Annotated in this window: 21 protein-coding genes; 14 read left to right on the plus strand and 7 right to left on the minus strand. The window is 54.3% G+C overall.

Annotation, left to right across the window (positions count from 1 at the left end; translation table 11 throughout):
• The first annotated feature begins 116 nt into the window (after positions 1 to 116).
• Entirely contained in the window at positions 117 to 854 is a 738-nt protein-coding gene (locus FFI90_RS15465; protein WP_144779173.1) for a response regulator, read from the plus strand.
• A 64-nt stretch (positions 855 to 918) separates the two neighbouring features.
• On the plus strand, positions 919 to 2,487 hold the full coding sequence (locus FFI90_RS15470) for an ATP-binding protein (RefSeq protein WP_144779175.1): 1,569 nt from the start codon (positions 919 to 921) through the stop codon (positions 2,485 to 2,487).
• Between the two features lie 295 nt (positions 2,488 to 2,782).
• On the opposite strand, the gene FFI90_RS15475 is transcribed toward FFI90_RS15470, so the two are convergent.
• Together FFI90_RS15475 and argF are read right to left on the minus strand one after the other, a co-directional pair.
• Entirely contained in the window at positions 2,783 to 3,856 is a 1,074-nt protein-coding gene (locus FFI90_RS15475) for an ABC transporter ATP-binding protein (RefSeq protein WP_144779177.1), read from the minus strand.
• A gap of 5 nt (positions 3,857 to 3,861) precedes the next feature.
• Positions 3,862 to 4,776: an ornithine carbamoyltransferase gene (gene argF, locus FFI90_RS15480; RefSeq protein WP_144779179.1), complete on the minus strand. Its 915-nt coding sequence runs from the start codon at positions 4,774 to 4,776 to the stop codon at positions 3,862 to 3,864.
• A gap of 240 nt (positions 4,777 to 5,016) precedes the next feature.
• Here argF and grxD point away from each other — a divergent pair, with 240 nt between their 5' ends.
• Positions 5,017 to 5,343 carry a Grx4 family monothiol glutaredoxin gene (grxD, locus tag FFI90_RS15485; RefSeq protein WP_144779181.1) on the plus strand — a complete coding sequence of 109 codons (327 nt, stop codon included), beginning with the start codon at positions 5,017 to 5,019 and terminating at the stop codon, positions 5,341 to 5,343.
• A gap of 31 nt (positions 5,344 to 5,374) precedes the next feature.
• Here grxD and FFI90_RS15490 read toward each other — a convergent pair whose 3' ends face one another.
• From FFI90_RS15490 to FFI90_RS15510, 5 genes are all read right to left on the minus strand, one after another.
• Positions 5,375 to 6,103: an energy transducer TonB family protein gene (locus FFI90_RS15490; protein WP_144779183.1), complete on the minus strand. Its 729-nt coding sequence runs from the start codon at positions 6,101 to 6,103 to the stop codon at positions 5,375 to 5,377.
• Between the two features lie 84 nt (positions 6,104 to 6,187).
• Positions 6,188 to 8,395 carry a DUF1631 domain-containing protein gene (locus FFI90_RS15495; protein WP_144779185.1) on the minus strand — a complete coding sequence of 736 codons (2,208 nt, stop codon included), beginning with the start codon at positions 8,393 to 8,395 and terminating at the stop codon, positions 6,188 to 6,190.
• A gap of 198 nt (positions 8,396 to 8,593) precedes the next feature.
• Positions 8,594 to 9,196, minus strand: a complete 603-nt coding sequence (locus tag FFI90_RS15500; protein WP_144779187.1) for a Yip1 family protein — start codon at positions 9,194 to 9,196, stop codon at positions 8,594 to 8,596.
• A gap of 151 nt (positions 9,197 to 9,347) precedes the next feature.
• A complete protein-coding gene (locus tag FFI90_RS15505) occupies positions 9,348 to 10,631 on the minus strand; it encodes an HlyC/CorC family transporter (RefSeq protein ID WP_144779189.1) in 1,284 nt (427 codons plus the stop codon).
• A gap of 82 nt (positions 10,632 to 10,713) precedes the next feature.
• Entirely contained in the window at positions 10,714 to 11,520 is an 807-nt protein-coding gene (locus FFI90_RS15510; RefSeq protein WP_144779191.1) for a cytochrome C assembly family protein, read from the minus strand.
• Between the two features lie 181 nt (positions 11,521 to 11,701).
• Here FFI90_RS15510 and ffh point away from each other — a divergent pair, with 181 nt between their 5' ends.
• The 11 genes from ffh to prfB all read left to right on the plus strand — a co-directional run bounded on the left by ffh (position 11,702) and on the right by prfB (position 23,171).
• A complete protein-coding gene (ffh, locus tag FFI90_RS15515) occupies positions 11,702 to 13,090 on the plus strand; it encodes a signal recognition particle protein (RefSeq protein ID WP_144779193.1) in 1,389 nt (462 codons plus the stop codon).
• 164 nt (positions 13,091 to 13,254) lie between these two features.
• Positions 13,255 to 13,494 carry a 30S ribosomal protein S16 gene (gene rpsP, locus FFI90_RS15520; protein ID WP_144779194.1) on the plus strand — a complete coding sequence of 80 codons (240 nt, stop codon included), beginning with the start codon at positions 13,255 to 13,257 and terminating at the stop codon, positions 13,492 to 13,494.
• 26 nt (positions 13,495 to 13,520) lie between these two features.
• Positions 13,521 to 14,048: a ribosome maturation factor RimM gene (rimM, locus tag FFI90_RS15525; protein ID WP_144779196.1), complete on the plus strand. Its 528-nt coding sequence runs from the start codon at positions 13,521 to 13,523 to the stop codon at positions 14,046 to 14,048.
• A 3-nt stretch (positions 14,049 to 14,051) separates the two neighbouring features.
• Entirely contained in the window at positions 14,052 to 14,810 is a 759-nt protein-coding gene (gene trmD, locus FFI90_RS15530; RefSeq protein ID WP_144779198.1) for a tRNA (guanosine(37)-N1)-methyltransferase TrmD, read from the plus strand.
• A 25-nt stretch (positions 14,811 to 14,835) separates the two neighbouring features.
• Entirely contained in the window at positions 14,836 to 15,192 is a 357-nt protein-coding gene (gene rplS, locus FFI90_RS15535; RefSeq protein WP_144779200.1) for a 50S ribosomal protein L19, read from the plus strand.
• Positions 15,193 to 15,306: 114 nt separating this feature from the next.
• Positions 15,307 to 16,209, plus strand: coding sequence for a site-specific tyrosine recombinase XerD (xerD, locus tag FFI90_RS15540; RefSeq protein ID WP_425463109.1), 903 nt, complete (start codon positions 15,307 to 15,309; stop codon positions 16,207 to 16,209).
• A 100-nt stretch (positions 16,210 to 16,309) separates the two neighbouring features.
• On the plus strand, positions 16,310 to 17,041 hold the full coding sequence (locus FFI90_RS15545; protein WP_144779204.1) for a DsbC family protein: 732 nt from the start codon (positions 16,310 to 16,312) through the stop codon (positions 17,039 to 17,041).
• A 175-nt stretch (positions 17,042 to 17,216) separates the two neighbouring features.
• On the plus strand, positions 17,217 to 18,518 hold the full coding sequence (locus FFI90_RS15550; RefSeq protein WP_144779206.1) for a homoserine dehydrogenase: 1,302 nt from the start codon (positions 17,217 to 17,219) through the stop codon (positions 18,516 to 18,518).
• A 25-nt stretch (positions 18,519 to 18,543) separates the two neighbouring features.
• Positions 18,544 to 19,944, plus strand: coding sequence for a threonine synthase (gene thrC / locus FFI90_RS15555; RefSeq protein ID WP_144779208.1), 1,401 nt, complete (start codon positions 18,544 to 18,546; stop codon positions 19,942 to 19,944).
• A gap of 6 nt (positions 19,945 to 19,950) precedes the next feature.
• Positions 19,951 to 21,684 carry a single-stranded-DNA-specific exonuclease RecJ gene (gene recJ / locus FFI90_RS15560; protein WP_144779210.1) on the plus strand — a complete coding sequence of 578 codons (1,734 nt, stop codon included), beginning with the start codon at positions 19,951 to 19,953 and terminating at the stop codon, positions 21,682 to 21,684.
• Positions 21,685 to 22,075: 391 nt separating this feature from the next.
• A protein-coding gene (gene prfB / locus FFI90_RS15565; RefSeq protein ID WP_144779212.1) for a peptide chain release factor 2 occupies positions 22,076 to 23,171 on the plus strand; the annotation gives its coding sequence in 2 pieces (ribosomal slippage) (positions 22,076 to 22,147 and positions 22,149 to 23,171; 1,095 coding nt in all).
• Positions 23,172 to 23,200 lie beyond the last annotated feature (29 nt).

Genomic DNA, 23,200 nt, shown 5'->3' on the forward strand with positions numbered 1-23,200 from the left:
AACCGCAGGATAGCTCCATGTATATTTCTGAATAGCATGTATAATTGCTGTTACATCAGGTTGTCTGTATCGTCAGATGCAGGCAACAAACTGAACCCGGAAAAATAAAATCAGAGATGGACCGCGTGGAACAGACAAACGAAAGTTGGCGAATTCTTATTGTCGAAGATGATGAGCGGCTGGCCGAGCTGACCCGGGAATACCTCGAAAGCAACGGCTTGGCTGTATCACTCGAAACGCATGGCGGCAATGCCGTAGAGCGCATCCGCAACGAGCAACCAGATCTTATTGTGCTGGATTTGATGCTGCCTGGTGAAGATGGTCTTTCCATTTGCCGCCGTGTGCGACCGTTTTACTCCGGCCCTATCATTATGCTGACTGCGCGTACTGATGATCTGGACCAGGTGCTTGGTCTGGAAATGGGCGCGGACGACTACATCGGCAAGCCTGTTAAGCCCCGTGTGCTTCTTGCCCGTATCCGCGCCTTGCTGCGCCGTGTGACGGAAAATGCGCAAAACAGTGCGGATGAAGCAAATGGCGAAGAGCCTTCGCGCCTGCAGTTCAATGACCTCGTGGTAGATCGCTCCATGCGTGAAGCCTGGCTTAGCGATGTGAGTATTGACCTGACCAGCGCCGAGTTCGATCTGCTTTGGCTTTTGGCCAGCAACGCCGGTCGAGTGCTGAGCCGTGAAGAGATTTTCACCGCGTTGCGGGGCATCGAATACGATGGTCAGGACAGGTCCATTGATGTCCGTGTTTCCAGGATCCGTCCGAAAATCGGCGACGATCCTATCCATCCCCGCAGGATCAAGACGGTTCGAAGTAAAGGCTATCTGTTTGTGAAAGAAGCCTGACAATTCAGCTCTTAACGCCGGCCCGGGGTTTCCGGTCGGCGTATTCCTGCCAGGGTTCGTTGACATGCCCCTGAAGTTTTCCCTCAAGCTCTATGCCCGCCTGGCCAGCCTTGCTGCGCTGGTGATATTGCTTTGTGTTGCCCTGTTCGTTGGTATCAACTCCGTACGTTCCCAGTTTTGGCATGAGCGATTCTCTGAACCGCTGATGCGTTGGCTGGCTTCCTCACCTGCGCCGGAGCAACAGTACCATTGGCTGGTATCCCGGTACGATCTCAGGGCCGCAGGTGCCAGCGAACTCATGCTTTCCGAGGTTATCCGTGAACGCCTGGGCTATGACCAGGTGGTGGCGGTAGAAACCAGCCTGGGATATCGGTTTCTCATCACCGGGTTTCACGGTGAGGCTCTGCAGTTCAGGGCATCTGACCCTTACAGGGATATCGCTGTGGCCTCTGCACAGATTTTACGTGTGCACCTGGATGCAGCCGGTTATGAGGAGCGGGAAGAGGCGGTTGAGCGGCTGGCAGCGGGTCTGAATGTGACCGTTCTCAGGGTTCAGGGCCCTGATTCCTTGCCGGGTGATGAGGTTCTGGAGCGGGTTTACAGCCGCGGCTCCGCTTTTTATCACGAAAACGGGGAAGGGCGGGTTCTTGTGCAGTTGGCAGACGGCGAATTGATTCAGGTTACCCTGCAGGAGCCCTTCAACCCCTGGGCATGGCCTGTTGTTTTGCTGTTGCTGGTGGTGTCAGGCAGCATTCTGGCTTTGTCTCTGATTCTCGTTCTCCGTGGGTTGGACAGCAATTTGCGTAAAGTGGAATCCGTTGCCGTTCGAATTGCCCGCGGGGAGATGGGTGCGCGAGTAGAGGCGGGCGAGGGCACTACCGTGTCACGGTTGGCTGCGGCCTTTAACGGCATGGCGGAGCATATACAGCGTCTTGTGAACGTTCAGCGTGAAATGATTCATGCGGTTTCCCACGAACTGAGAACACCGGTTGCCCGCATTCGCTTTGGCGTGCAGATGATTGAGGATTGCCAGGGCCAGGAAGCCCTGCAGAAGCAGCTTGACGGTATCGATGGCGATATTCAGGAGCTGGACGAACTGATTGACGAAATCCTGACCTATGCTCGCCTTGAGCAGGGTGGTCCGGTGTTTTCGCTTGAGGAGGCTTCCGTCACGGACATCGTGACTCAGGTTGTGGCGGAACAGCAGCGCGTCCGGCCTGCTCTGAGCATTGCAGGCGAAATCGATGAAGAGACAGAGCGCTTGGCTATGGCCGACGTTGAGCCGCGCTACATCCACCGTGCTATCCAGAACCTTGTTGGGAATGCCGGACGCTACGCAACGGGCAAAGTGCTTGTTCGCTGTCATATCGATGAAGATCATTGCCGGGTTGATGTGGAGGATGATGGCCCGGGTATCCCGGAAGAAGAGTGGGAAAAGGTGTTTACAGCGTTCGCTCGACTTGACGACAGTCGCACACGCACCTCGGGTGGGTATGGGCTGGGCCTCTCCATCGTACGCCGCATTCTGTACTGGCATAACGGGCAGGCGTTCGTAAGCAGGAGTGACAGCCTTGGCGGTGCGCGTTTCAGCCTGGTGTGGCCGCGTAAAAAACCGCAGGAACCCGGTTTTTGAGGAAAGTGTAAAAAGACCATGAAGGCAGTGTGAGACAGCTCTCAGGCTATCACCTGATGTAACAAAGCTGCTACACAATCACTACTGAAATTCAAGCCGCCTGTGCCGATAATCGAAAGCGTAAGGGATGACTTTTGATGTTGTGATTCTTACGAACTTTCCTTGTTTCATTCGTCATTTGAGGGTCGGTTTTCCGGCCCTTTTTTTTCTTGATTTTTCATGCCTCCTGCGACTTTCCACCGCCTGTTTTTCTCCTGAACCCGCGCCAGTATTCCTGTTCTCTGGAGTCTGCTGGTTAGGCTGTGCGCTCAAAAGCTATGAGATGGTCGGCTTCTACCCGTACCGGAACAGTTTCGCCCAGATTGAAGTCCAGGTGGCTGCGGAAAAGCGCTTCAAACTCGGTATCTTCAGAGCAGCGGAAGCGATAAAGCGTTGAAGTGCCAGCGAAGGTCTTTTCCACGACTTTCGGGCGCAGGTCTGAATCCGCATCGTAAATAATATCATCAGGGCGAATGAGCACGTCAACCAGAGTGCCGGGAGGCCATTTATAGGCGCGGTTGCCATAAATAATGCCCAGCTCGGATTCTATGATATCCGGCCCCACGGCCTTGCCCGGAACAAACCCGCCTTGCCCCACAAAACTCGCAACAAAACGGTTCACAGGTTCGTGGTAAAGGTTATAAGGCACATCCCATTGCTGGATTTTACCGTTCTGGAGCACCGCCACCTGATCGCACATGGCAAAGGCTTCTTGCTGATCGTGAGTCACAAGGATAGCGCTGATGCCAAGTGTTTTCAGAATCTCACGAACGTCCAGACTCAGCCTTCGGCGCAGGTCGGTGTCCAGATTTGAAAAGGGCTCGTCAAGCAGGATCAGCGTTGGCTCCGGGGCGAGGGCCCGGGCCAGTGCAACCCGCTGTTGTTGGCCGCCCGAAAGTTCGTGCGGATAATTCTCCGCCAGATCCTGAAGGTGAACAACGTGAAGCAGTTCCATGACTTTGAGTCGTTTCTCGGTTTTATCCAGCCCACTTAGTCCGAAGCCTACGTTGTCGGCAATGCTCAGGTGCGGAAACAGGGCGTAGTCCTGAAAAACCATGCCTATGCGGCGCTTCTCAGGCGCAAGCGTACGGCCTGGGAGGCTGATCTGCCGGGACTGCAGGCATATTTCGCCTCCGGTTAGCGGAAGAAATCCTGCCAGTGCCCTCAGGATGGTACTTTTTCCGCAACCACTAGGCCCGAGCAGGCAGCCGATGTCTCCATGGCTGAGTGCGAAATTGACATCTTTTACAACAGCGTCTCCGCCATAGCCACAGGTCAGGTTATTTACTTCAAGCAACCAGTTGTGAGAGGTGGTTTCGGGCGTGCTCATAAATCTTAGTCCAGGCGGTTCAGGATCAGGAATTCCAGCAGAGCTTTCTGGGCGTGGAGCCGGTTTTCTGCTTCGTCCCAGATTACCGAGCCTGGGTGGTCCAGCATGTCTGCAGAGATTTCCTCGCCACGGTGAGCGGGTAGGCAGTGCATGAGCAGAGCGTCGGTCGCTGCAATATCCATCAGAGCCGAGTTGATCTGGTAGTTTCTGAAGGCTTTTTCGCGGGCTTTCTGTTCGTCTTCCTGGCCCATGGAGGCCCACACATCAGTGACCAGCAGGTCGGCGTCGCGCGCAGCTTCAGCGGGCTCGCGCATAAGGGTTACGTGGGCGCTGTGAGCTTTTACGAGTTCAAGGTCTGGCTCGTAACCTTGAGGTGTTGCAACGTTCAGGTGGAAATCGAACTGTGTGGCGGCATTAATATAGGAGTGGCACATGTTGTTGCCATCACCTATCCAGGCCACGGTTGCGCCCCGGATACTGCCGCGATGCTCGCGATACGTCTGCATGTCGGCCAGCAACTGACAGGGGTGGAAGTCATCTGTGAGAGCGTTGATAACCGGTGCGCGCGAAGCCCGTGCAAACTTTTCAACCGTTTCGTGGGCGAATGTGCGAATCATTACCGCATCGACCATGCTGGAGATAACAATGGCTGAGTCTTCTATAGGCTCACCGCGGCCAAGTTGCGTATCCCGTGGAGACAGAAACATGGCGGAGCCGCCCAGTTGAGCCATGCCGGCTTCGAAAGAAACCCGGGTGCGAGTTGAGGACTTTTCAAAGATCATCGCCAGCACGCGATTTTTCAGTGAATCCCTGACCTTGCCCTGGCGCCATTCGTTCCGGAGCTTGGATCCATGATCCACCAGATTCTCCAGCTCGGTCGTGGTCATGTCATTCAATGTCAGAAAATGCCTTGCTGCCATGTGATGGCCCTTACCTTGGTGAAGCCCTGGATGAGTATAAATACTGGTGAAAAAACGGGGGCATCAAGTCTATCCGTTCACGCCAATGATGACAACGCTGCGGGCTGAGGGCTTGCCCTGCGTCAAATAGTAGTGTTTGTTGAGGAGCTCGCCCGCCGTGTACAATGGTGTCTACTAAAAGCAGGTCCACAGCGCAAAACGCGCACCAGGCTGTTCCGTTTCAATCAGAGGTGAATGTTCATGGACATTAACGAAACCATTAAAACGCAACTCGCAGACAACCCGATTATTCTTTACATGAAGGGATCGCCGCAAGCTCCGCAGTGTGGTTTTTCTGCCAAGACGTCTCAGGCTTTGATGGCATGTGGTGAGCGTTTCGCGTTTGTAAATATTCTCGATAACCAAGAGCTGCGTGAAGGCCTGAAAGTTTATTCGAGCTGGCCTACGTATCCGCAACTTTACATCAACAGTGAGCTGGTGGGCGGGTGCGACATCATTATGGAGATGTCCGAGAACGGCGAATTGGCCAAGTTGGTTAAAGAGGCTGCCAAGCAAGCCGAGGCCTGATTTCTCTTTATCCTGCAGGTTTCCTGCAGGGTCAGAGCCGCGACGGAGAGAAGACCAGTTTTACTTCGAAGCGGTTCTTGCCACTTTGCTCAGGCGGTGGTTCCGGATAAGGGCTTGCAGACAATGCAGCCCTGTATGCTGCGTTGTCTATTGGTTCTATCCCCGTCGAATTGATCACCCTCACCCTTGTTAGTGCGCCATTATTCAGCAACTGGAGCTCAAGTTCCATAGCGCTTGAGCGTGTCAGTTCCCTGATTTCCGGTATTCGCAGTGTTTCCAGCTTGGCAGCGAGATGCATGGCCAGTTTGATAAGGTAGGGGTCCTGTTCTGCAGGTGACTGCGTGATCCTTGCGACCTCGCTGGAGCTTTGACTGATCGTAGGCTGCTTTCGGGATTCTGGTTTTGGCGCTGCCTCTGCCCCTGAAGAGCTCGAAGCCACGACAGGTTCCGCCAGCCTTTTTTGTGTCTGTGTTGTCGGCTTTTTTGCCACTGCTTTACTGTCTGGCGTGATCTCAAATGGCAGGTTGCGGTGAACAACTCTATTACCAGGGTCTGAGCTGAAAGGCGAGGCAGGGGCACTGGAAGGACTTTGCGCAGAGATCAGTTCCAGGCTCAGTTTTTGCTGGTGTCGAGCTGGCAGATCGGGCAGGACGGAAGGAACGCCAGACAGCAAAAGCGTGTGAATCAGGAATGCGCTTGATAAGGCGAGGGCGATCCGATACTTCGCCGGAAGGCTGTTATAGCTGCCGTGCTCCAGCATTGATCTCAGGTTGCTCCATTATTACCGGATGATCGCTGCGCCGAGTGCCTTGGACCCACAGGTCGACTGCGGGCCCAAGGCAGGTCAGGCAGTCTTGCTGCGCAAGGAACCGACTACGGCATCCAGTGCCCGATCAATAAACGCCCCTTGTTCCAGCAGTGTCATTCTCCCGCGCCGCATTTCATGGGCGAGTTCTACCCGGTTTTTTTCAATAACTTTCAGGCCCATGCGATTCACAAATACAAAGCAGTCTGCCTCTTCGATGATTGCTGAAAGCTTGCACCGGAAGCTCGCACCGTTTACCAGGCGGAACTCAACCCAGTTGCCTATCTCGATACCGTCAATCTGAGCCATAAACTCCGCAATAGCAGCGTCCTCAGGCTGAAGTTCAGCTTTGCTTCTGACGTCATCTTCCTGCTCGTCTTCAGTCGCCAGTGGCGGCTCGGGGAATTCCATGCTGGAGCTTGCACGAAAGGCTTCTGCCAATTCGTGCTTGAGCTGGCTCATGGTGTCATCAAGCTTGGTGGCGTTGTATGAGACCTCTTCCAGCCCTGCACGAAGCGACTTGAGCAGGCCGGGTACGACGCGAACCCACTGGTCTCTTTCGGCATCTTCCTGATGCGGATGGAGGCACCAGATTAAATCATCAACAACTTTTACGCTTTCCTGCCAGCGATGCTCCACATCGTCCCGAAGATAGGCCAGAAACATGACCCGGCTCCAGCCATTAATGAGGATGTTATAGGTGGGTTCCGGCAGCCGATAACGAGCTACGCGTTCTTTGATCACGCGATCGACCAGTTCCTGGGCTTTCTGGGATTTGATGCGCCCACGCTCGGATTCACGGGTACGCTGTTCCACCAGGGATGCCTTGCGATTTTCTCTGGCAAGAAATTCTTCAAACTCGTCGTTCAGCGCTTCGAATAAAGCGATATCACCGTCGAACTCACTGAGGATTCTCTGCACAATGCCGTGAATTTTATCGTACAGTTTGTCTCTGGTTTTTTCGTCACTGTTACTCCAGCCTATGCCGGCACGGGCAAGAGCATTGAGAAGCTTCCTTGCCGGGTGCGTGGTCTTGCTGAAAAAGCTCTTGTCTTTGATGACAACTTTCAGGATAGGTATTTGCAGCCGGCTGATGAGGACCTGAACCGGTGCAGACAAATTGTAGTCATCAAGGATAAATTCAAAGAGCATGGAGACAAGGTTAATCAGATCCTCGTCCATTTCCTTGAGTGCAGGCTTTTTGCCATCTCTGGTGTTGGCCTGGGCCAGAATCTGTTGAACCGCCTCACGAAGGTCAATGGTAATCGGTTCGCCTGCGCTGAGGTTGTGTTCAGAGCCGGCCTGAGTGCTGAAAGGTAACGATGCCAGCAAACTGACCAGTTCACTGCCCCCGATAACCCGAATATCGGGATCATGTTGGCGCGAAGGCACTCCGGCATTTGCCCGTTGGCGCGCCAGCAGTTGATGAATTTGCTCAAACACGGCGTTGCTGCCAGCGCCGCCGTCTTGCCGGCCTTCATCGGATCCAGTCGCGCTTTTCGTGCTCTCGGCAGTGGATTGACCTTTAGCAGCACTGTGTTGCTGGCCACTTTTTCCGTGGTAGCGGAAATTGGGGATGACGCCTGCCTGGATGAGAATTCTGTTTGCTTCGTCCAGCAGCATGCCCAGATTCGATACAACGTACCGATCGAACTGTTTGAGCAGTATCAGCCGTTCGCGGATCTGTATTTCAAGCGCCTGGATGGCTTCGGTGAAGGCACTGCAAAGATGCTCGGGTGCCATGGGGTTTACTGGCGATTCGTCCGTGGCGCCGTCGTAGACCTGACTAAAGCGGGTCTGGAGCTGCAAGAGAGGCCCCTGAAAATGGGCTTTGGCTTTGGTGATCATGGCGTTCAGAGCAACTTGCTCTTCCAGATCATCATTGCCGACGAGTGCGAGGCTGTCGGCATTTGCCTGCCGACTCAGGGTCTCTTCCTGAACCGGTCCAGTGTAGGGAGGATTGGCAAAAAATTGCGCAACCGTATTCTGAAAGTGACGCTCTACGCCTTTCCGCTTGATGCGGATCTCGCGCATGGCCTCAAAATAGCGGTTCTGCTCATTGTTACTTCGGGCATTATTGGCCAGTTCGAAAAGCGAATCATCAACAGCATCGAACGCGCCTTGCAGCAGATCTCCGAGCCCGGCAACTACTGTGTCGCGGATGCGGGTGACCTCCACAGGAACCGGCTGACTGCTTCCCGCTTCCCTGTGCTCACGGAGGTAATGTATGCCGGACTGCTTATTCATCGCCGACTCCTGTTTACGGCTCAACCGGGTACATGACCGAGCTAGACTGTCTGTTTTTTGGTTATAGACTAAATTTACCGCATTTTCTGCTTGGTTAACATGAATAAAAACTAACCTGTGTGTTAAACCGAAAAATAAAGGGTGTTCCGGCGGAACACCCTTTATTTTTACGCCGACGTGAGAGCCGAGCTTCCGCCCTCAGGTTACGTATTCCGGGCCAACACCCATGCTCCAGATCACTACGCTTATTGCCAGGAGGGCGACAAACATGACCAGCCCGACAGTAAGCACCGCTGTAGCAAACATGAATCCGCGATCCTCAGGAATCTTCATCAGGATGGGCAAGCCTTCGTAAAGCAGGTATACCGCGTACGCAACGGCGACTAGTCCTGCCAGCATAACGACCCAGATACTGGGGTAAACCGCGATAACTCCGATCAGGAACATAGGTGTGGCGGTGTACGCGGCCATTGTAACGCCCCGCGGCGTTTGATCCGCCACGCCGTAAGTTGCTGCAAAGAAATCAATGAACTTGCCGAGAATGAATATGCCGGACAGCATGGCGGCATAAAACAACAGGGACAGGCTCAGGGCACTGCTGATTGACAGGCGCGTTATCTGACCGTCACCGATTTGCCAGCCCACCTGGCTGGTTCCAAAGAAACCTGCCAAAGCGGGTATCAGAGCGAGAAGCAACACGTGCCCTGTATAAAGCCGGGCAACAGACTCGGAATCTTTTCGGATGGCTTCCCATTGTTGATCGGGATTAGTCAGAAGGCCAAAGGTATGCGTGAGACTCATGGACAAACTCCTAGCGATTATTATTGTTTCGCACTCACCCTCAGTGTTAGCGGTGGATTGATATGCGTCAAGGAGTCAGTTACATTTTGATCTTTCTAGAACATGCTCTTCTATAACCGGAAGGTCTATCGGGAACAGGTGGGGAGGCGTGTCAGCCTATGGAAAGTGCTCGTTTTTTGCGCTTTTTCGGGTGCACAATCGCCGCCTTTACGACGTTGTCCTTGATCTGCAGCACCTCCACCCGGTGCCCGGTTACCTTCAGGCAAACGTTGGTGTCCGGAATGTTCTCGAGGGTTTCCGTGATCAGGCCGTTAAGCGTTTTAGGGCCGTCTGTGGGTAGTTTCCAGCCCAGGGTTTTGTTAATGGTGCGCACGGCGGCCGTGCCATCAATAATGAAAGTGCCGTCTTCCTGAGGAATGATATCGGGACTGGTTGCCGCGTAGTCTGTTGTGAACTCGCCAACAATTTCTTCCAGAATGTCTTCCAGAGTAGCGAGCCCGAGCACATCGCCATATTCGTCGACAACAATACCAAAGCGGCGCTTACCTTTCTGAAAGTTGATGAGCTGCGTATTCAGGGGGGTGCTTTCGGGAACAAAATAGGGTTCCTGGCAAAGCTGCAGGACCATGGCCTTGTTAATGTCCTCTTGCTGCAAAAGCTTCGTGGCACTGCGCAGGTGCAGAATGCCCTGAATGTCGTTGATATCTCCCTTGAATACCGGAAGTCGTGTGTGCTGGCTGTTTCTCAGTTGTCGCAGGATGGTGTCGATGTCGTCGTCCAGATCGATTCCGGAGACTTCGTTGCGTGGCACCATGATGTCGTTGACCGTCACATTTTCCAGGTCGAGAATGCTGACCAGCATATCCTTGTGCTTTGCTGGTATCAGTGCTCCCGCTTCATTTACCAGGGTTCTGAGCTCCTCTCTGCTGAGATGGTCGCTGGCGGCGTCGTCCGGGGAAATCCTCAGAATCCTGAGGATGATTCCTGTAAACAGGTTTACAGCCCACACGATCGGATAAAGAATTTTCAGTAACGGCCCGAGAATGTAGCTTGCAGGGAAGGCGATTTTTTCGGGGAACAGTGCGGCCAGGGTTTTGGGCGTGACTTCGGCGAAAATCAGAATGACGATTGTTAGCAGCAGAGTCGCGATCGCAATGCCTGCATCACCCCATATGCGGATCGCAATAACGGTGGCGATGGACGACGCCAGGATATTGACGAAGTTGTTGCCGATCAGAATTATGCCGATAAGCTGATCGGTACGTTGCAGCAACCCCTGCGCCCGCTTGGCGCCTTTGTGACCGGTTTTCGCCATGTGCTTCAGGCGATACCGGTTGAGCGACATCATTCCGGTTTCAGAGCTGGAGAAAAATGCCGATAGCATGATTAGCCCGACGAGGATAATCGACAGCGCAGTAAGCGATGTACCGTCCAAACCAGAGGTGTCCTTATGTTGCTGACAAGTAGCGAAAGTAGGTTGTGATCGTGCATGGTGTCAAGATGTTATGGCTGAGATATCAGCTGCCCATCTGGAATACCAGTTCAAGAACGAATTTGCTGCCATAAAAGGCCACCATCAGGAGCGCGCAGCCTGCCAGTGTCCAGCGGCTTGCAGTCATGCCGCGCCAGCCCTTGGTGTAACGCCCGACGAGCAAGGCAACGAAAACCAGCAGCGAGAGCAGAGAGAAGACGGTTTTATGGGCCAGATTCTGGGCAAACAGGTTTTCAATAAAAAGTGCGCCCGTCACGATGGCCAGAATGAGCATAACCACGCCAGCCCAAACCATTTCAAAAAGCAGGGACTCCATGGTTTGCAGCGGCGGCAGATTGCGTATCAGGGTGCTGTTATAGTTTTGTTTCAGTTGCCGGTTCTGGAAGTACAGCAAGGTTGCTTGTATAGCCGCCAGGGAAAACAGGCTGTAGGCTGTCACCGATAATGCGATATGAGAAAGCACACCGTAGCTTTCATCGGAGACCAGACGCGATGGCGTATGGGTGATCAGTGTCATGATAATGGTGAGCGCCGCCAGAGGGTAAACGCCCAGAAAAAGGCTCTGTACCGGTTTTCTCAGGTTAAGGCCCAGCAAAAGAAAAACGATCAGCCAGGAAATCAGAACCGAGCTTTTGAAGAAGCCCAGGTCTACGCCACCATCGTGAAGGATGGTCTGGGTAATCAGGAGCCCGTGAGCTGCAAGCGCCAGCATGCCGATCAGGGTAGTGATTGCAATATTACTGTGCACCTGACCACGAAAGTGAAGTGCTTGTAGAGCGGTGCCGACGCTGTACAGAAAAAGAGAGGTGACCGCGAGAATCAGCGTTCCCATGACTTCCTTATTAACCACTGTGCTGGCTGGGAATCGGCAGGCATCGCTGCCGATTTGACCGGATTGGTCGTTTCAGGACGATAGTCTGGTTATAATGTCGCGATTATGCAACAGGAATCAAGGAGCCGGACCCGGCTCTGTGGTTTGTGCACTCAATTTATCCGGGGTACGGAAGAGCAACATGTTTGAGAACCTCCAAGACCGACTTTCCGGCAGCCTGCGCAAGATTTCCGGTCAGGCGCGGCTCACCGATGACAATATTAAGGACACTCTCCGCGAAGTGCGTATGGCACTGCTGGAGGCGGACGTCGCCCTGCCGGTAGTGAAGGACTTTGTTGAAGGTGTCCGTCAGCGGGCTATAGGCCAGGAAGTCCAGCGCAGCCTTACCCCGGGCCAAGTGTTCGTAAAGGTTGTACAGCAGGAGCTTGAGCGGGTAATGGGTGAGGGTAATGAGACCCTCAATCTCGCCGTTCAGCCACCGGCAGTTATCATGATGGCCGGCCTTCAGGGTGCGGGCAAAACGACCACGGTTGCGAAATTGTCGCGTTTTTTGAAAGAGCGACAGAAAAAGACAGTCATGGTGGTGAGCGCCGACATCTATCGACCAGCAGCGATCAAGCAGCTGGAAACCCTGGCGGCGGAAGTTGGTGTTGAGTTTTTCCCCAGTTCCGCTGATCAGGACCCGATAGCCATTGCTGAAGGGGCGGTTGCAGCTGCTCGCAAAAAGCACATCGACGTGGTGATTCTCGATACCGCGGGGCGCTTGCACGTTGATGAGCAGATGATGGGTGAAATCGGTCGCCTGCATAAAGCAGTAAGCCCGGTTGAGACCCTCTTTGTAGTTGATGCCATGACAGGGCAAGACGCGGCGAATACTGCCAAGGCATTTAACGATGCTTTGCCGCTGACCGGCGTGGTACTGACCAAGACCGATGGTGATGCCCGGGGGGGTGCGGCTCTCTCTGTGCGGCACATCACGGGTAAACCCATCAAGTTTCTCGGGGTTGGCGAGAAAATAGATGCTCTGGAGCCGTTTCACCCGGATCGGGTTGCGTCCCGAATTCTTGGTATGGGCGATGTGCTCTCCCTTATTGAAGAAGCCGAGCGCAAGCTGGATCAGAAAAAGGCTGAGAAGCTCACCAAAAAGATCAAGAAAGGCAAAAGCTTTGATCTTGAGGATTTCCGCGACCAGCTTCAGCAGATGAAGAGTATGGGTGGTATCGGCGGCTTGCTGGACAAGTTGCCAGGTATGGGTCAAATGGCCCAGGCCGCGCAGCAGCAGGTGAACGACAAGTCCATGGGGCAGCTGGAAGCGATCATCTGCTCAATGACCGCGAAAGAACGCCGCCATCCGGATGTAATCAATAATTCCCGTAAGCGCCGAATCGCTACGGGTTCAGGAACACAGATACAGGATGTGAACCGTCTGCTCAAGCAGCACAAGCAAATGCAGAAAATGATGAAGAAATTTGGCAAAAAAGGCGGAATGGCGAATATGATGCGCGGTCTCGGTGGTATGATGCCGCCGGGCGGTGGCGGCGGTGGGATGCCACCATTTGGCCGTATGTAAAAAGCCTTACACGGAAAACCTTGAAACAGTCTGTTTCACTGTTTTCTTTGGCGCATTTTTAGCATAGAATAGCGCCCCTTTCGAGTATGGGTCTCCGCGTCAGCCACCATTGTGGCCAGCGTGAAACGTACAAAGTTCGTATAACAGAACAGGATATTGGTTAAATGGTAACAATCCGTTTGGCTCGTGGCGGTTCCAAGAAGCGCCCGTTCTATCATCTGACAGTAACTGACAGTCGCAGATCACGCGACGGCGCCTTCATTGAGCGCGTTGGCTTTTTCAACCCGATCGCCCGCGGTCAGGAAGAACGTCTTCGTGTTGATCGTGACCGTGTAGATTTCTGGATTGGTCAAGGTGCACAAACCAGCGATCGCGTTGCGCAATTGCTCAAGGCTGCTGTGTAAGTTTTACTGACCACCGGGGTTGTTGTATGACGCAGAATCCTCAGGAAACTGTGATCGGTCGGATTACCTCGGTATTTGGGGTTAAAGGGTGGCTTAAGGTTTTTTCTTTCACCGACCCCAAAGAAGGGATACTTGAATACACCGGCTGGGTTCTTGATCTCGACGGTAAGCGTATCCCAGTGAAGCTTGAGGAAGGTCGTCGCCAAGGGCAGGCGATCGTAGTCAGGCTGAAGGGTATTAGTGATCGCGAGCTGGCTCGTACGTATTGCGGAGCCGAAATCAGGGTTCCGACTACAGAGTTACCGGTGCTTCCTGAAGGGGAGTATTACTGGCACCAGCTGGAAAAGCTTGATGTATTCACCGTTGACGGCGAATGCTTCGGCTGTGTGGATCATCTGATTGAAACCGGCTCCAATGATGTTCTGGTGGTGCATGCGACAGCAGGCTCCATCGATCAGCGCGAGCGTCTGATTCCCTATCTTCCCGGCGAAGTGGTTCGGGAGGTGGATCTGGCAGATCGCAAAATGATCGTAGATTGGGATCCGGAGTTCTGACGGGTGTGGATTGGCGCAGTCAGTCTGTTTCCGGAGATGTTCCAGGCGGTAACGAACTACGGGATAACGAGCAGGGCAGTGCGCGACGGTCTTCTGACCTTCGATAGCTGGAATCCCCGCGAGTTTACTCATGATCGTCATCGTACGGTTGATGATCGGCCATACGGTGGTGGCCCCGGTATGCTGATGAAAATTCAGCCTCTCAGGGATGCCATTCACGCAGCGAGGAACGCTGCGCCCGGAAAAGCCTGCGTGGTTTATCTTTCGCCTCAGGGTGAGACGCTGAACCAAGCCGTTGTCGAGTCGCTTGTTGCTGAAGAACAGCTGATTCTGGTAGCTGGGCGGTACGAAGGCGTTGATGAGCGCCTGATAGCGGCAGAGGTTGACCGGGAGATTTCGCTGGGAGACTTCGTGCTTTCTGGTGGCGAGTTGGCGGCTATGGCTGTCATCGATGCGGTTACACGCCTCATCCCCGGAGCGCTGGGTCATGCGCAGTCGGCAGAGCAGGATTCTTTTGCTGACGGGTTGCTGGATTGTCCGCACTACACCCGGCCCGAAGTTTACGAAGGTCAGGCGGTGCCGGATATTTTGTTGGGCGGTCACCATGGTCAGATCCGGCGTTGGCGGCTTAAACAGTCGCTGAGGCGAACCCGGGAGCGACGCCCCGACCTGCTGGAAAAGCGGGTGCTTACGGACGAAGAGCGTGAGCTGCTGGGTGAGATTTTAAACGAACCGTGTGCCTCTGAGTCATCAGGGCATTAAAAGATTGGGTATCAGGAGCATTACGATGAGCGGCAAGAACAACATCATCAATCAACTTGAAACAGAACAGATGACCAAGGAAATCCCCGCGTTTGCGCCTGGTGATACCGTGGTTATTCAGGTTCGCGTAACTGAAGGCAACCGTGAGCGTCTACAGGCGTTCGAAGGCGTTGTTATCGGCAAGCGTAACCGTGGCATGAACTCCTCTTTCACCGTACGGAAAATTTCCTACGGCGTTGGTGTTGAGCGTACATTCCAGACCTTTTCCAAGCTGATCGACAGCGTTGCGGTGAAGCGTCGTGGTGACGTGCGTCAGGCCAAGCTTTACTATCTGCGCGAGCTTTCTGGTAAGGCAGCGCGTATCAAGGAAAAGTTGGGCTGATCAGCGATTTGCTGAACAACCTTGCAGTGAAAAAGGCAGCCTGAGGGCTGCCTTTTTCGTTTATGGCAGGCCTGAATGCAGTGTTTGAAAAGTGGGGTGTCAGAGGGCGACAGTGTGAGATCAGAGGATGAAGCGGTAATTGTCCGGTTTGTTGATGCAGTCTGGCTTGAGGATGGTTTGGGTGAGAATACCCGACAGGCGTATCGAAGCGACTTGCAGCGTTTGGCGGCCTGGTTGGAAAAACAGCCCGGGCGGCCGTTGTTGACTAATGCGCGGCGAACGGATGTGCTGGCCTGGATGGCCAGCGGGCTCGCAGAGGGCGTAAAGACGTCTACGGCAGCTCGTCGACTTTCAGGCATTCGTCGATTTTACCGCTTCTTGCTCCGGGAGCGGCTCATTACCGAAGATCCTACATTGCGTATAGACAGTCCTCGGCTTCCCCGCCGCTTGCCGGATTCGCTGACCGAAGAGGAGGTGGATGCACTGCTTGCGGCACCGGATCCCGGGTTGCCGATTGAGCAGCGCGACAAGGCCATGCTGGAGATTCTCTATGGTTGTGGATTGCGGGTGTCGGAACTCACGAGCTTGCGTGTTGACCAGGTGAATCTGCGCCAGGGGGTTATACGCGTGACCGGCAAAGGTGATAAGGAGCGCCTGGTTCCGCTGGGGGAGGAGGCCCTGGACTGGCTCCTGCGGTATATGAAGGAAGGTCGCCCAGAGCTGCTCAAAGGGCGCGCGTGTGATGCGCTGTTTCCAGGTAACCGGGCTGCGGCCATGACGCGACAAACGTTCTGGCACAGGATCCGCCATTACGCCGTGCGCACCGGTATCCGCAAGCATTTGTCGCCTCATACGCTCCGTCATGCCTTTGCAACTCATCTGCTTAATCATGGTGCAGATCTGCGCGTGGTTCAGATGTTGCTGGGTCACTCCGATCTTTCGACAACGCAGATCTACACCCATGTTGCGCGACAACGTTTGCAATCCTTACATCAGGCCCACCATCCTCGTGGTTGAGCCTGCGAATATTAGGTAAGGTAACGATTTGAACTTTTGTGGCGAGCAGATGTCGCACGTAAATCCGATAATACCCGACTGAAAAGGTATATTTACCAGAATGAATGTAAAACGGTTTTTTATGGTAGCAGTGATGGCGGCTGGTGTTCTGGGTTCGCCTTTTAGCATTGCCGGTGATGTTGAAGACAGCATCAGCGAGCGTCTCTCCAGTGCCGTGCCCGGGCTGAAAATATCGTCAGTGAAGGAGTCTGAGGCGAAAGGGCTTTATGAGGTTCGGAGCAACAACGGAGACACGATCTACACGACATCCGATGGTCAGTACCTGCTAACCGGCGATTTATTGAAGGTTACCAGCGGGGGCATTGCCAATGTGACAGAAGAGGGCAGGGCCGGTGAGCGGCGCAAAACCATGGAGAGTTACGGTGAAGACGGCCTTATCACTTACAAGGCCAGCAACCAAAAAGCAGTTATTGATGTGTTCACCGACATTGATTGCCCGTACTGCCGCAAGCTCCATGATGAGGTGTCACAGCTCAATGATTACGGTATTACCGTGAATTACTATGCCTACCCACGATCCGGCCCTGGCACCCCATCTTTTGCAAAGTACATCTCGGTCTGGTGTGCCGAAGATCAACAATCGGCGATGGATGCAGCTAAATCTGGTAAAGCCGTTGAAACAGCGACCTGTGCCAACCCTGTTCTGGAGCAGTTCGAGCTTGGTCGGCGTATTGGTGTAACCGGCACTCCGGCTATCGTGCTGGAAGACGGCAACGTCGTGCGGGGCTATGTGCCTGCAAGGGATCTTGCGAACGGCCTGGGACTGCTCTGATATAACTGTTCGACGGGTTGCATCCCTGTCGATTAATGTTATATGACAAGCTTTTGGTTCAGGGCTTATTCAGCGAGCCCTGAACCGGTATACTATGCGGCCTTTCAGTGCTGCAACATCATAATGCTGCACTATTACAATACATCAGCACCCCTTCGGGATCAGAGGTGAGAGCTTGAAAGACGTCAGTGTCGGAATCTGCGGACTGGGAACCGTTGGCGGCGGTACATTCAATGTATTGACTCGCAACGCCGCTCTTATTGCGGGCCGTGCGGGCTGTAATATCCGGATTACCCGGGTTGCCAGCCGACGCAATCGCGACGATCTGGATTTTGGCGATGTGCCTTTCAGCACAGAAATTTTCGACGTGGTGAACGATCCTGCGGTTGACGTTGTGGTAGAGCTGATCGGCGGCTACGAAACCGCGCGTGAACTCGTGCTCGCGGCCATTCGCAACGGCAAACATGTTGTTACCGCCAATAAGGCGCTCGTCGCCGTTCACGGCAATGAAATATTTGCCGCAGCGGAAAACGCAGGCGTTGTGGTTGCTTATGAGGCCGGTGTGGCCGGTGGCATTCCTGTCATGAAAGCCATTCGCGAAGGCCTGGCGGCTAACCGTATCGATTGGATTGCCGGCATCATCAATGGCACGGGAAATTACATTCTGACCGAAATGCGTGCAGGCCGGGCTTTTGCTGAAGTTCTTAAAGAGGCTCAGGAGCTCGGTTACGCAGAAGCAGACCCCACCTTTGATGTTGAGGGTATTGATGCTGCCCACAAACTGACTATTCTTGCTTCGGCCGGCTTTGGCGTTCCTCTGCAGTTTGAAAAAGCCTTTACCGAAGGGATTTCATCAATCACACCCTACGATATCGCTCATGCCGAGCAGCTTGGCTACCGCATCAAGCACCTGGGCATTGCTCGCCGTCGGGATGAAGGTATTGAGCTTCGCGTACACCCGACACTGGTTCCTCAAAGTCACCTGATTGCTCAGGTTGATGGAGTCCTGAACGCCGTTCTTGTAGATGGTGATGCGGTTGGCCAGACCATGTATTACGGCCCGGGTGCCGGCGATGAAGCAACGGCCTCTGCTGTGATTGCCGACATTGTGGATGTTGCTCGCATTGTCGCGAGCGGAAGTACGCTGCGAGTACCTCATCTCGGGTTTGCTCCGGATGCCCTGGAAAATCTCGACGTCCTCTCCATGGAAGATATTCAGTCGGCTTACTATTTGCGCATAACGGCTCTGGATCGTCCTGGCGTCCTGGCCAAAATTGCATCGATTCTGAGTGAGCATGGCATCAACATTGAGTCGATCATGCAGAAAGAATCCGAGGTGCAGGATGGCCGCATTCCCGTCATTATCCTGACCCACACAGTGCAGGAACGACAAATCAACCGCGCTATCGAAGAGTTGGAATCCCTGTCCGATACTGATGGCCCGGTCGTTCGCATCCGCGCCGAAAATTTTAACTGAGAAACCCTAACTGGCAGGTACACACGTGAGATACATCAGTACGCGGGGAGAAGCACCCGCACTGGGATTTGAAGACGTTCTGCTCACAGGTCTGGCCCCGGACGGCGGCCTTTATGTACCTGAGGCACTTCCGCACTTCAGTCTGGAGGAGATCCGCAGCTGGCGCGGGCTTCCGTACACAGAACTTGCGTTCAATATCATGTACCCGTTTGTGGAGGAGGCCATTCCCGAGGCTGAGTTCCGGCAGATGCTTGATGACACTTATGGCGTGTTTGCGCATAAGGCGGTCGCACCGCTGGTTCAGCTCGATACTAACGAATGGGTGATGGAACTGTTTCGCGGGCCGACCTTGGCATTCAAGGATTTCGCCCTTCAGTTGCTGGGCCGGTTGCTGGATTACGTGCTCGGAAAGCGCAAGGAACATGCAGTCATAATGGGTGCGACCTCCGGTGATACCGGCTCCGCAGCCATTGAAGGCTGTCGTCGATGCGAGCACGTGGACATCTTTATCCTGCACCCTTACGAGCGCGTTTCGGAAGTGCAGCGCCGCCAGATGACCACGGTTCAGGGTGACAACATTCATAATATTGCCGTTCGTGGTAATTTTGATGACTGCCAGCGTATGGTCAAAGAGAGCTTCGGCGACCAGTCGTTCCTGGGTGGCAAAGCAAAACTGGCGGCTGTTAACTCGATCAACTGGGCCCGGATCATGGCTCAGATCGTTTACTACTTCCATGCGTCTCTGGCCCTCGGTGGCCCGGATCGCAGCATGGCGTTCTCGGTGCCCACCGGTAATTTCGGGGACATCTTTGCCGGTTATCTGGCGAAGAAAATGGGCTTGCCGATATCGCAGCTGGTTATCGCCACCAACAGAAACGACATTCTTCATCGCTTCATGAGTGGCAACAAATACGAGCAGCACCAGCTTGAACATACGCTCTCCCCGAGCATGGATATTATGGTGTCCAGCAACTTCGAGCGTTTGTTGTTTGATCTGCATGGACGCGATGGGCAGGCGGTTAAAGAGTTGCTTGAAAACGCGGCTAAAGGCCCTGTCAGTATCGAAGGTTATCGGTGGAAGAAGGCCCGCAAGCTGTTCGACAGTGCGGCAGTTGATGACAAGGCTACGTGTGACACCATCCGTGAAGTCTACGAGCAGAACGAATACCTGCTGGACCCACACACCGCTATTGGCGTGCGCGCTGCTCGTGCCTGTCGCCGGGATACCGGGATTCCGATGATCACTCTTGGAACAGCCCATCCGGCCAAATTCCCGGACGCCATCGTCGAGTCCGGCCTGACTGTAAAACCAGCACTTCCGGCTCACATGGCGGATCTGTTCGATCGTAAAGAGCGCTATACGGTACTTGATAACGACCGGGCAGGTGTACAGGCATTCATTGCCAAGCACTGGAAGAATACCTGACCCGGTATGACGCCAAAAAAGATCCTGCGTCGCCTCCGCCCGGATAATACTCCGGGCTGGGGGCAAAACCTGCCTCCCTTGCTCCGCCGCCTGTACGCCGCTCGCGGTGTTACCTCCGATGACCAGTTAAGCTATACCCTCAGGCATCTTGCTTCCCCTTTTGAGTTGCGGGGCATTGAGCGTGCGGTCGAACTGCTGGCAGACGCTATCACTCAGAACCAGCGGGTACTTGTACTCGGAGATTTTGACGCCGATGGCGCTACCAGCACTGCGGTCGCCATGCTCGGGCTTTCCATGCTCGGTTTAAAGAGTATTGATTTCAGGGTACCTAGCCGCTTTGCGGATGGCTATGGATTGACTCCGGGGATCATTGAGCGCCTGCAAGAAGAGGGTGAACTGCCGGATCTTCTGGTGACGGTGGATAACGGAATCTCGGCCATCGAAGGTGTAGACGCGGCGAAGAAACTGGGTATCAAGGTGGTGGTTACGGATCATCACCTTGCCGGCGAAACGCTGCCGGACGCCGATGCAATAGTAAATCCCAATCAGCCCGGTTGTGCCTTCCTGAGCAAAAACGCCGCTGGCGTAGGCGTGATGTTTTATGTGCTCACGGCGCTGCGCAAAAAGCTGAGGGAAGCAGGCCGCCTGCCGCAACCAGAGCCCAATCTGGGTAACCTGCTGGACTTGGTGGCGCTTGGCACTGTAGCCGATGTTGTGCCGCTGGATCACAACAACCGCATCTTCGTTGAGCAGGGCCTGCGCCGAATCCGTCAGGGCGAAGCCCGTCCAGGAATTCTCGCACTGCTTGAAGTGGCTGGCCGGGAACACACCAACATCAGCTCGACCGATCTGGGGTTTGTGGTTGGCCCACGCCTCAATGCCGCTGGCCGGCTGGACGATATGAGTGTTGGCATAGCCTGCCTGCTGGCGGACAGCCCGGATGAAGCCCGGCGCCTTGCCCGTGAACTGGATACCTTCAACCGGGAACGCCGCACTATCGAAAAGGACATGAAGACTCAGGCGCAGGATTTGCTCGCCTCCATGTCTTTGGACCTGGAAGGGCTGCCCTGGGGGCTGGCGCTATTTGATCAGGATTGGCATCAGGGTGTAATCGGTATTCTTGCGGCCCGTATTCGCGAGCAGACCCATAGGCCGACGATCGCCTTTGCTCCAGACGAAAATGGCGTGGATATAAAAGGTTCTGCCCGATCAATTCCGGGGCTCCATATCCGCGATGTGCTGGCGGTTGTGGATTCCCGTCATCCTGGTGTTATGCATAAATACGGCGGCCACGCTATGGCGGCAGGTATGACCCTGGCACGGAGTGATTTTGATACCTTCATCCGGGCGTTTGATGCGGCAGTGAGGGATACCCTCACTGCCGCAGATCTCGAGGCTGCAATCACGACTGATGGGCCGTTGAGTTCTGATGAGCTGTCCCTGGAAACGGCGGCTCTGCTGAAGCGCGCTGGCCCTTGGGGGCAGCATTTCCCGGAGCCTTTGTTTGATGGCGAGTTTCGGGTGGTCAGTCAGCGTATTGTTGGCGAAAATCATTTGAAGCTGGTTTTGCAGCCAGTGGATGGCAGCGGGATCATTGATGCTATTGCGTTCAATACCGGGCCGGAAGTTCCCGATTACACGCGCACGGGTGTTCGGGTGGTTTATAAGCCCGACGCCAATACCTTCCGAGGTCGGACGAACCTTCAGCTGTTGGTGGATTATCTGGAGCCACTTTCCTAGCTGGGCTGGCTTTTGAGGCTGGCCAGGAGGCGGGTGCTCTTTTCTTCTGGAAAAAGCAACTCGCTGCGCTCAGACATCTTTTTCCGGCAGAAAAGAGCACCAGCCTCCTGACCGATTGGAAAGCACGGGTAGATCAACAGCGGAGAACTCCGTTTGTTAACATGCGGCTTGCTCCCAATGTCGGGCGCTGGTCAGGAACGGCCTGCCGGGAGTGTCGAAAACATGGATGTTTTCGTCAAGCGTACATGGACGTATTCACAGCGTCTCCCGGCAGGCCGTTCCTGATCAGCGCTTGTGCCAAACCAGCGGACAACGGCTGATTTGCCGTCAGAATTCGGGTAGAATCCCGCCACGGTTTTTCTCACCATTTTCCAATACGAGTAAGGTTTTCATGGAAATTAATCCCATTGTGACGAAGATTAAAGAGCTTCGTGAGCGTACTGAAGCGCTCAGGGGGTATCTTTGACTATGATCAGCGTAGTGAACGACTAGTTGAAGTAGAGCGTGAGATGGAAATGCCCACAGTGTGGGATGATCCTGAGCGCGCGCAGGCATTGGGCAAGGAACGCTCCGATCTCGATCTGATTGTAAGCACCATCGACAACCTCACAACCGGTCTTTCCGATGCAGAGAGTCTGCTGGAGATGGCTGTAGAGGAAGACGATGCAGACACAGTAACCGAGATTGAATCCGATCTCGAAACTCTTGATGCCAGGCTCGAAAAGCTCGAGTTCCGTCGGATGTTTTCCGGTGAAATGGACGCCAATAGCGCCTATCTCGAAATCCAGGCCGGGTCTGGCGGTACCGAGGCTCAGGATTGGGCGAATATGCTTCTGCGCATGTACCTGCGCTGGGCTGAGAGCCGTGGTTTCAAGACAGAGATTGTGGAACTGCAGGAAGGTGATGTGGCTGGTGTGAAGAGTGCCACCATTCATATTCAGGGCGAGTATGCGTTCGGTTGGGCGCGCACTGAAACCGGTGTTCACCGCCTGGTTCGCAAGTCGCCTTTTGATTCAGGTAACCGTCGCCATACCTCTTTTTCTTCAGTGTTTGTGTCGCCGGAAGTGGATGACAGTTTCGAGATTGAAATTAACCCGGCAGACTTGCGAGTGGATGTTTATCGCGCCTCTGGCGCCGGTGGTCAGCACGTCAACCGGACAGAATCTGCGGTGCGCCTGACTCACAATCCGACGGGCGTTGTTGTGGCCTGTCAGGCCGGTCGCAGCCAGCATCAGAACAAAGATCAGGCCATGAAGCAGCTTAAGGCCAAGCTTTATGAGCGTGAGATGCAGGAGCGTAACGCCGAGAAGCAGAAAGCCGAAGACGCAAAATCCGATATTGGATGGGGCAGCCAGATTCGTTCCTACGTGCTGGATGATGGCCGTATCAAGGATTTGCGTACCAAGGTCGAAACCAGCAACACCCAGGCGGTGTTGGACGGTGATATTGACAAGTTTATTGAAGCCAGCCTGAAGATGGCGCTGTAATCAGCGCCATTGCCAGGCCAACCCGGACA

The sequence above is a fragment of the Marinobacter maritimus genome (assembly GCF_007671675.1).
Taxonomy (GTDB): domain Bacteria; phylum Pseudomonadota; class Gammaproteobacteria; order Pseudomonadales; family Oleiphilaceae; genus Marinobacter; species Marinobacter maritimus.

Bases quoted from the DNA above. Each gene is read 5' to 3' on its own strand.
- FFI90_RS15465 (WP_144779173.1), top strand. From the start codon at position 117: ATGGACCGCGTGGAACAGACAAACGAAAGTTGGCGAATTCTTATTGTC.
- FFI90_RS15470 (WP_144779175.1), top strand. From the start codon at position 919: ATGCCCCTGAAGTTTTCCCTCAAGCTCTATGCCCGCCTGGCCAGCCTT.
- FFI90_RS15475 (WP_144779177.1), bottom strand. From the start codon at position 3,856: ATGAGCACGCCCGAAACCACCTCTCACAACTGGTTGCTTGAAGTAAAT.
- argF (WP_144779179.1), bottom strand. From the start codon at position 4,776: ATGGCAGCAAGGCATTTTCTGACATTGAATGACATGACCACGACCGAG.
- grxD (WP_144779181.1), top strand. From the start codon at position 5,017: ATGGACATTAACGAAACCATTAAAACGCAACTCGCAGACAACCCGATT.
- FFI90_RS15490 (WP_144779183.1), bottom strand. From the start codon at position 6,103: ATGCTGGAGCACGGCAGCTATAACAGCCTTCCGGCGAAGTATCGGATC.
- FFI90_RS15495 (WP_144779185.1), bottom strand. From the start codon at position 8,395: ATGAATAAGCAGTCCGGCATACATTACCTCCGTGAGCACAGGGAAGCG.
- FFI90_RS15500 (WP_144779187.1), bottom strand. From the start codon at position 9,196: ATGAGTCTCACGCATACCTTTGGCCTTCTGACTAATCCCGATCAACAA.
- FFI90_RS15510 (WP_144779191.1), bottom strand. From the start codon at position 11,520: ATGGGAACGCTGATTCTCGCGGTCACCTCTCTTTTTCTGTACAGCGTC.
- ffh (WP_144779193.1), top strand. From the start codon at position 11,702: ATGTTTGAGAACCTCCAAGACCGACTTTCCGGCAGCCTGCGCAAGATT.
- rpsP (WP_144779194.1), top strand. From the start codon at position 13,255: ATGGTAACAATCCGTTTGGCTCGTGGCGGTTCCAAGAAGCGCCCGTTC.
- rimM (WP_144779196.1), top strand. From the start codon at position 13,521: ATGACGCAGAATCCTCAGGAAACTGTGATCGGTCGGATTACCTCGGTA.
- rplS (WP_144779200.1), top strand. From the start codon at position 14,836: ATGAGCGGCAAGAACAACATCATCAATCAACTTGAAACAGAACAGATG.
- FFI90_RS15545 (WP_144779204.1), top strand. From the start codon at position 16,310: ATGAATGTAAAACGGTTTTTTATGGTAGCAGTGATGGCGGCTGGTGTT.
- recJ (WP_144779210.1), top strand. From the start codon at position 19,951: ATGACGCCAAAAAAGATCCTGCGTCGCCTCCGCCCGGATAATACTCCG.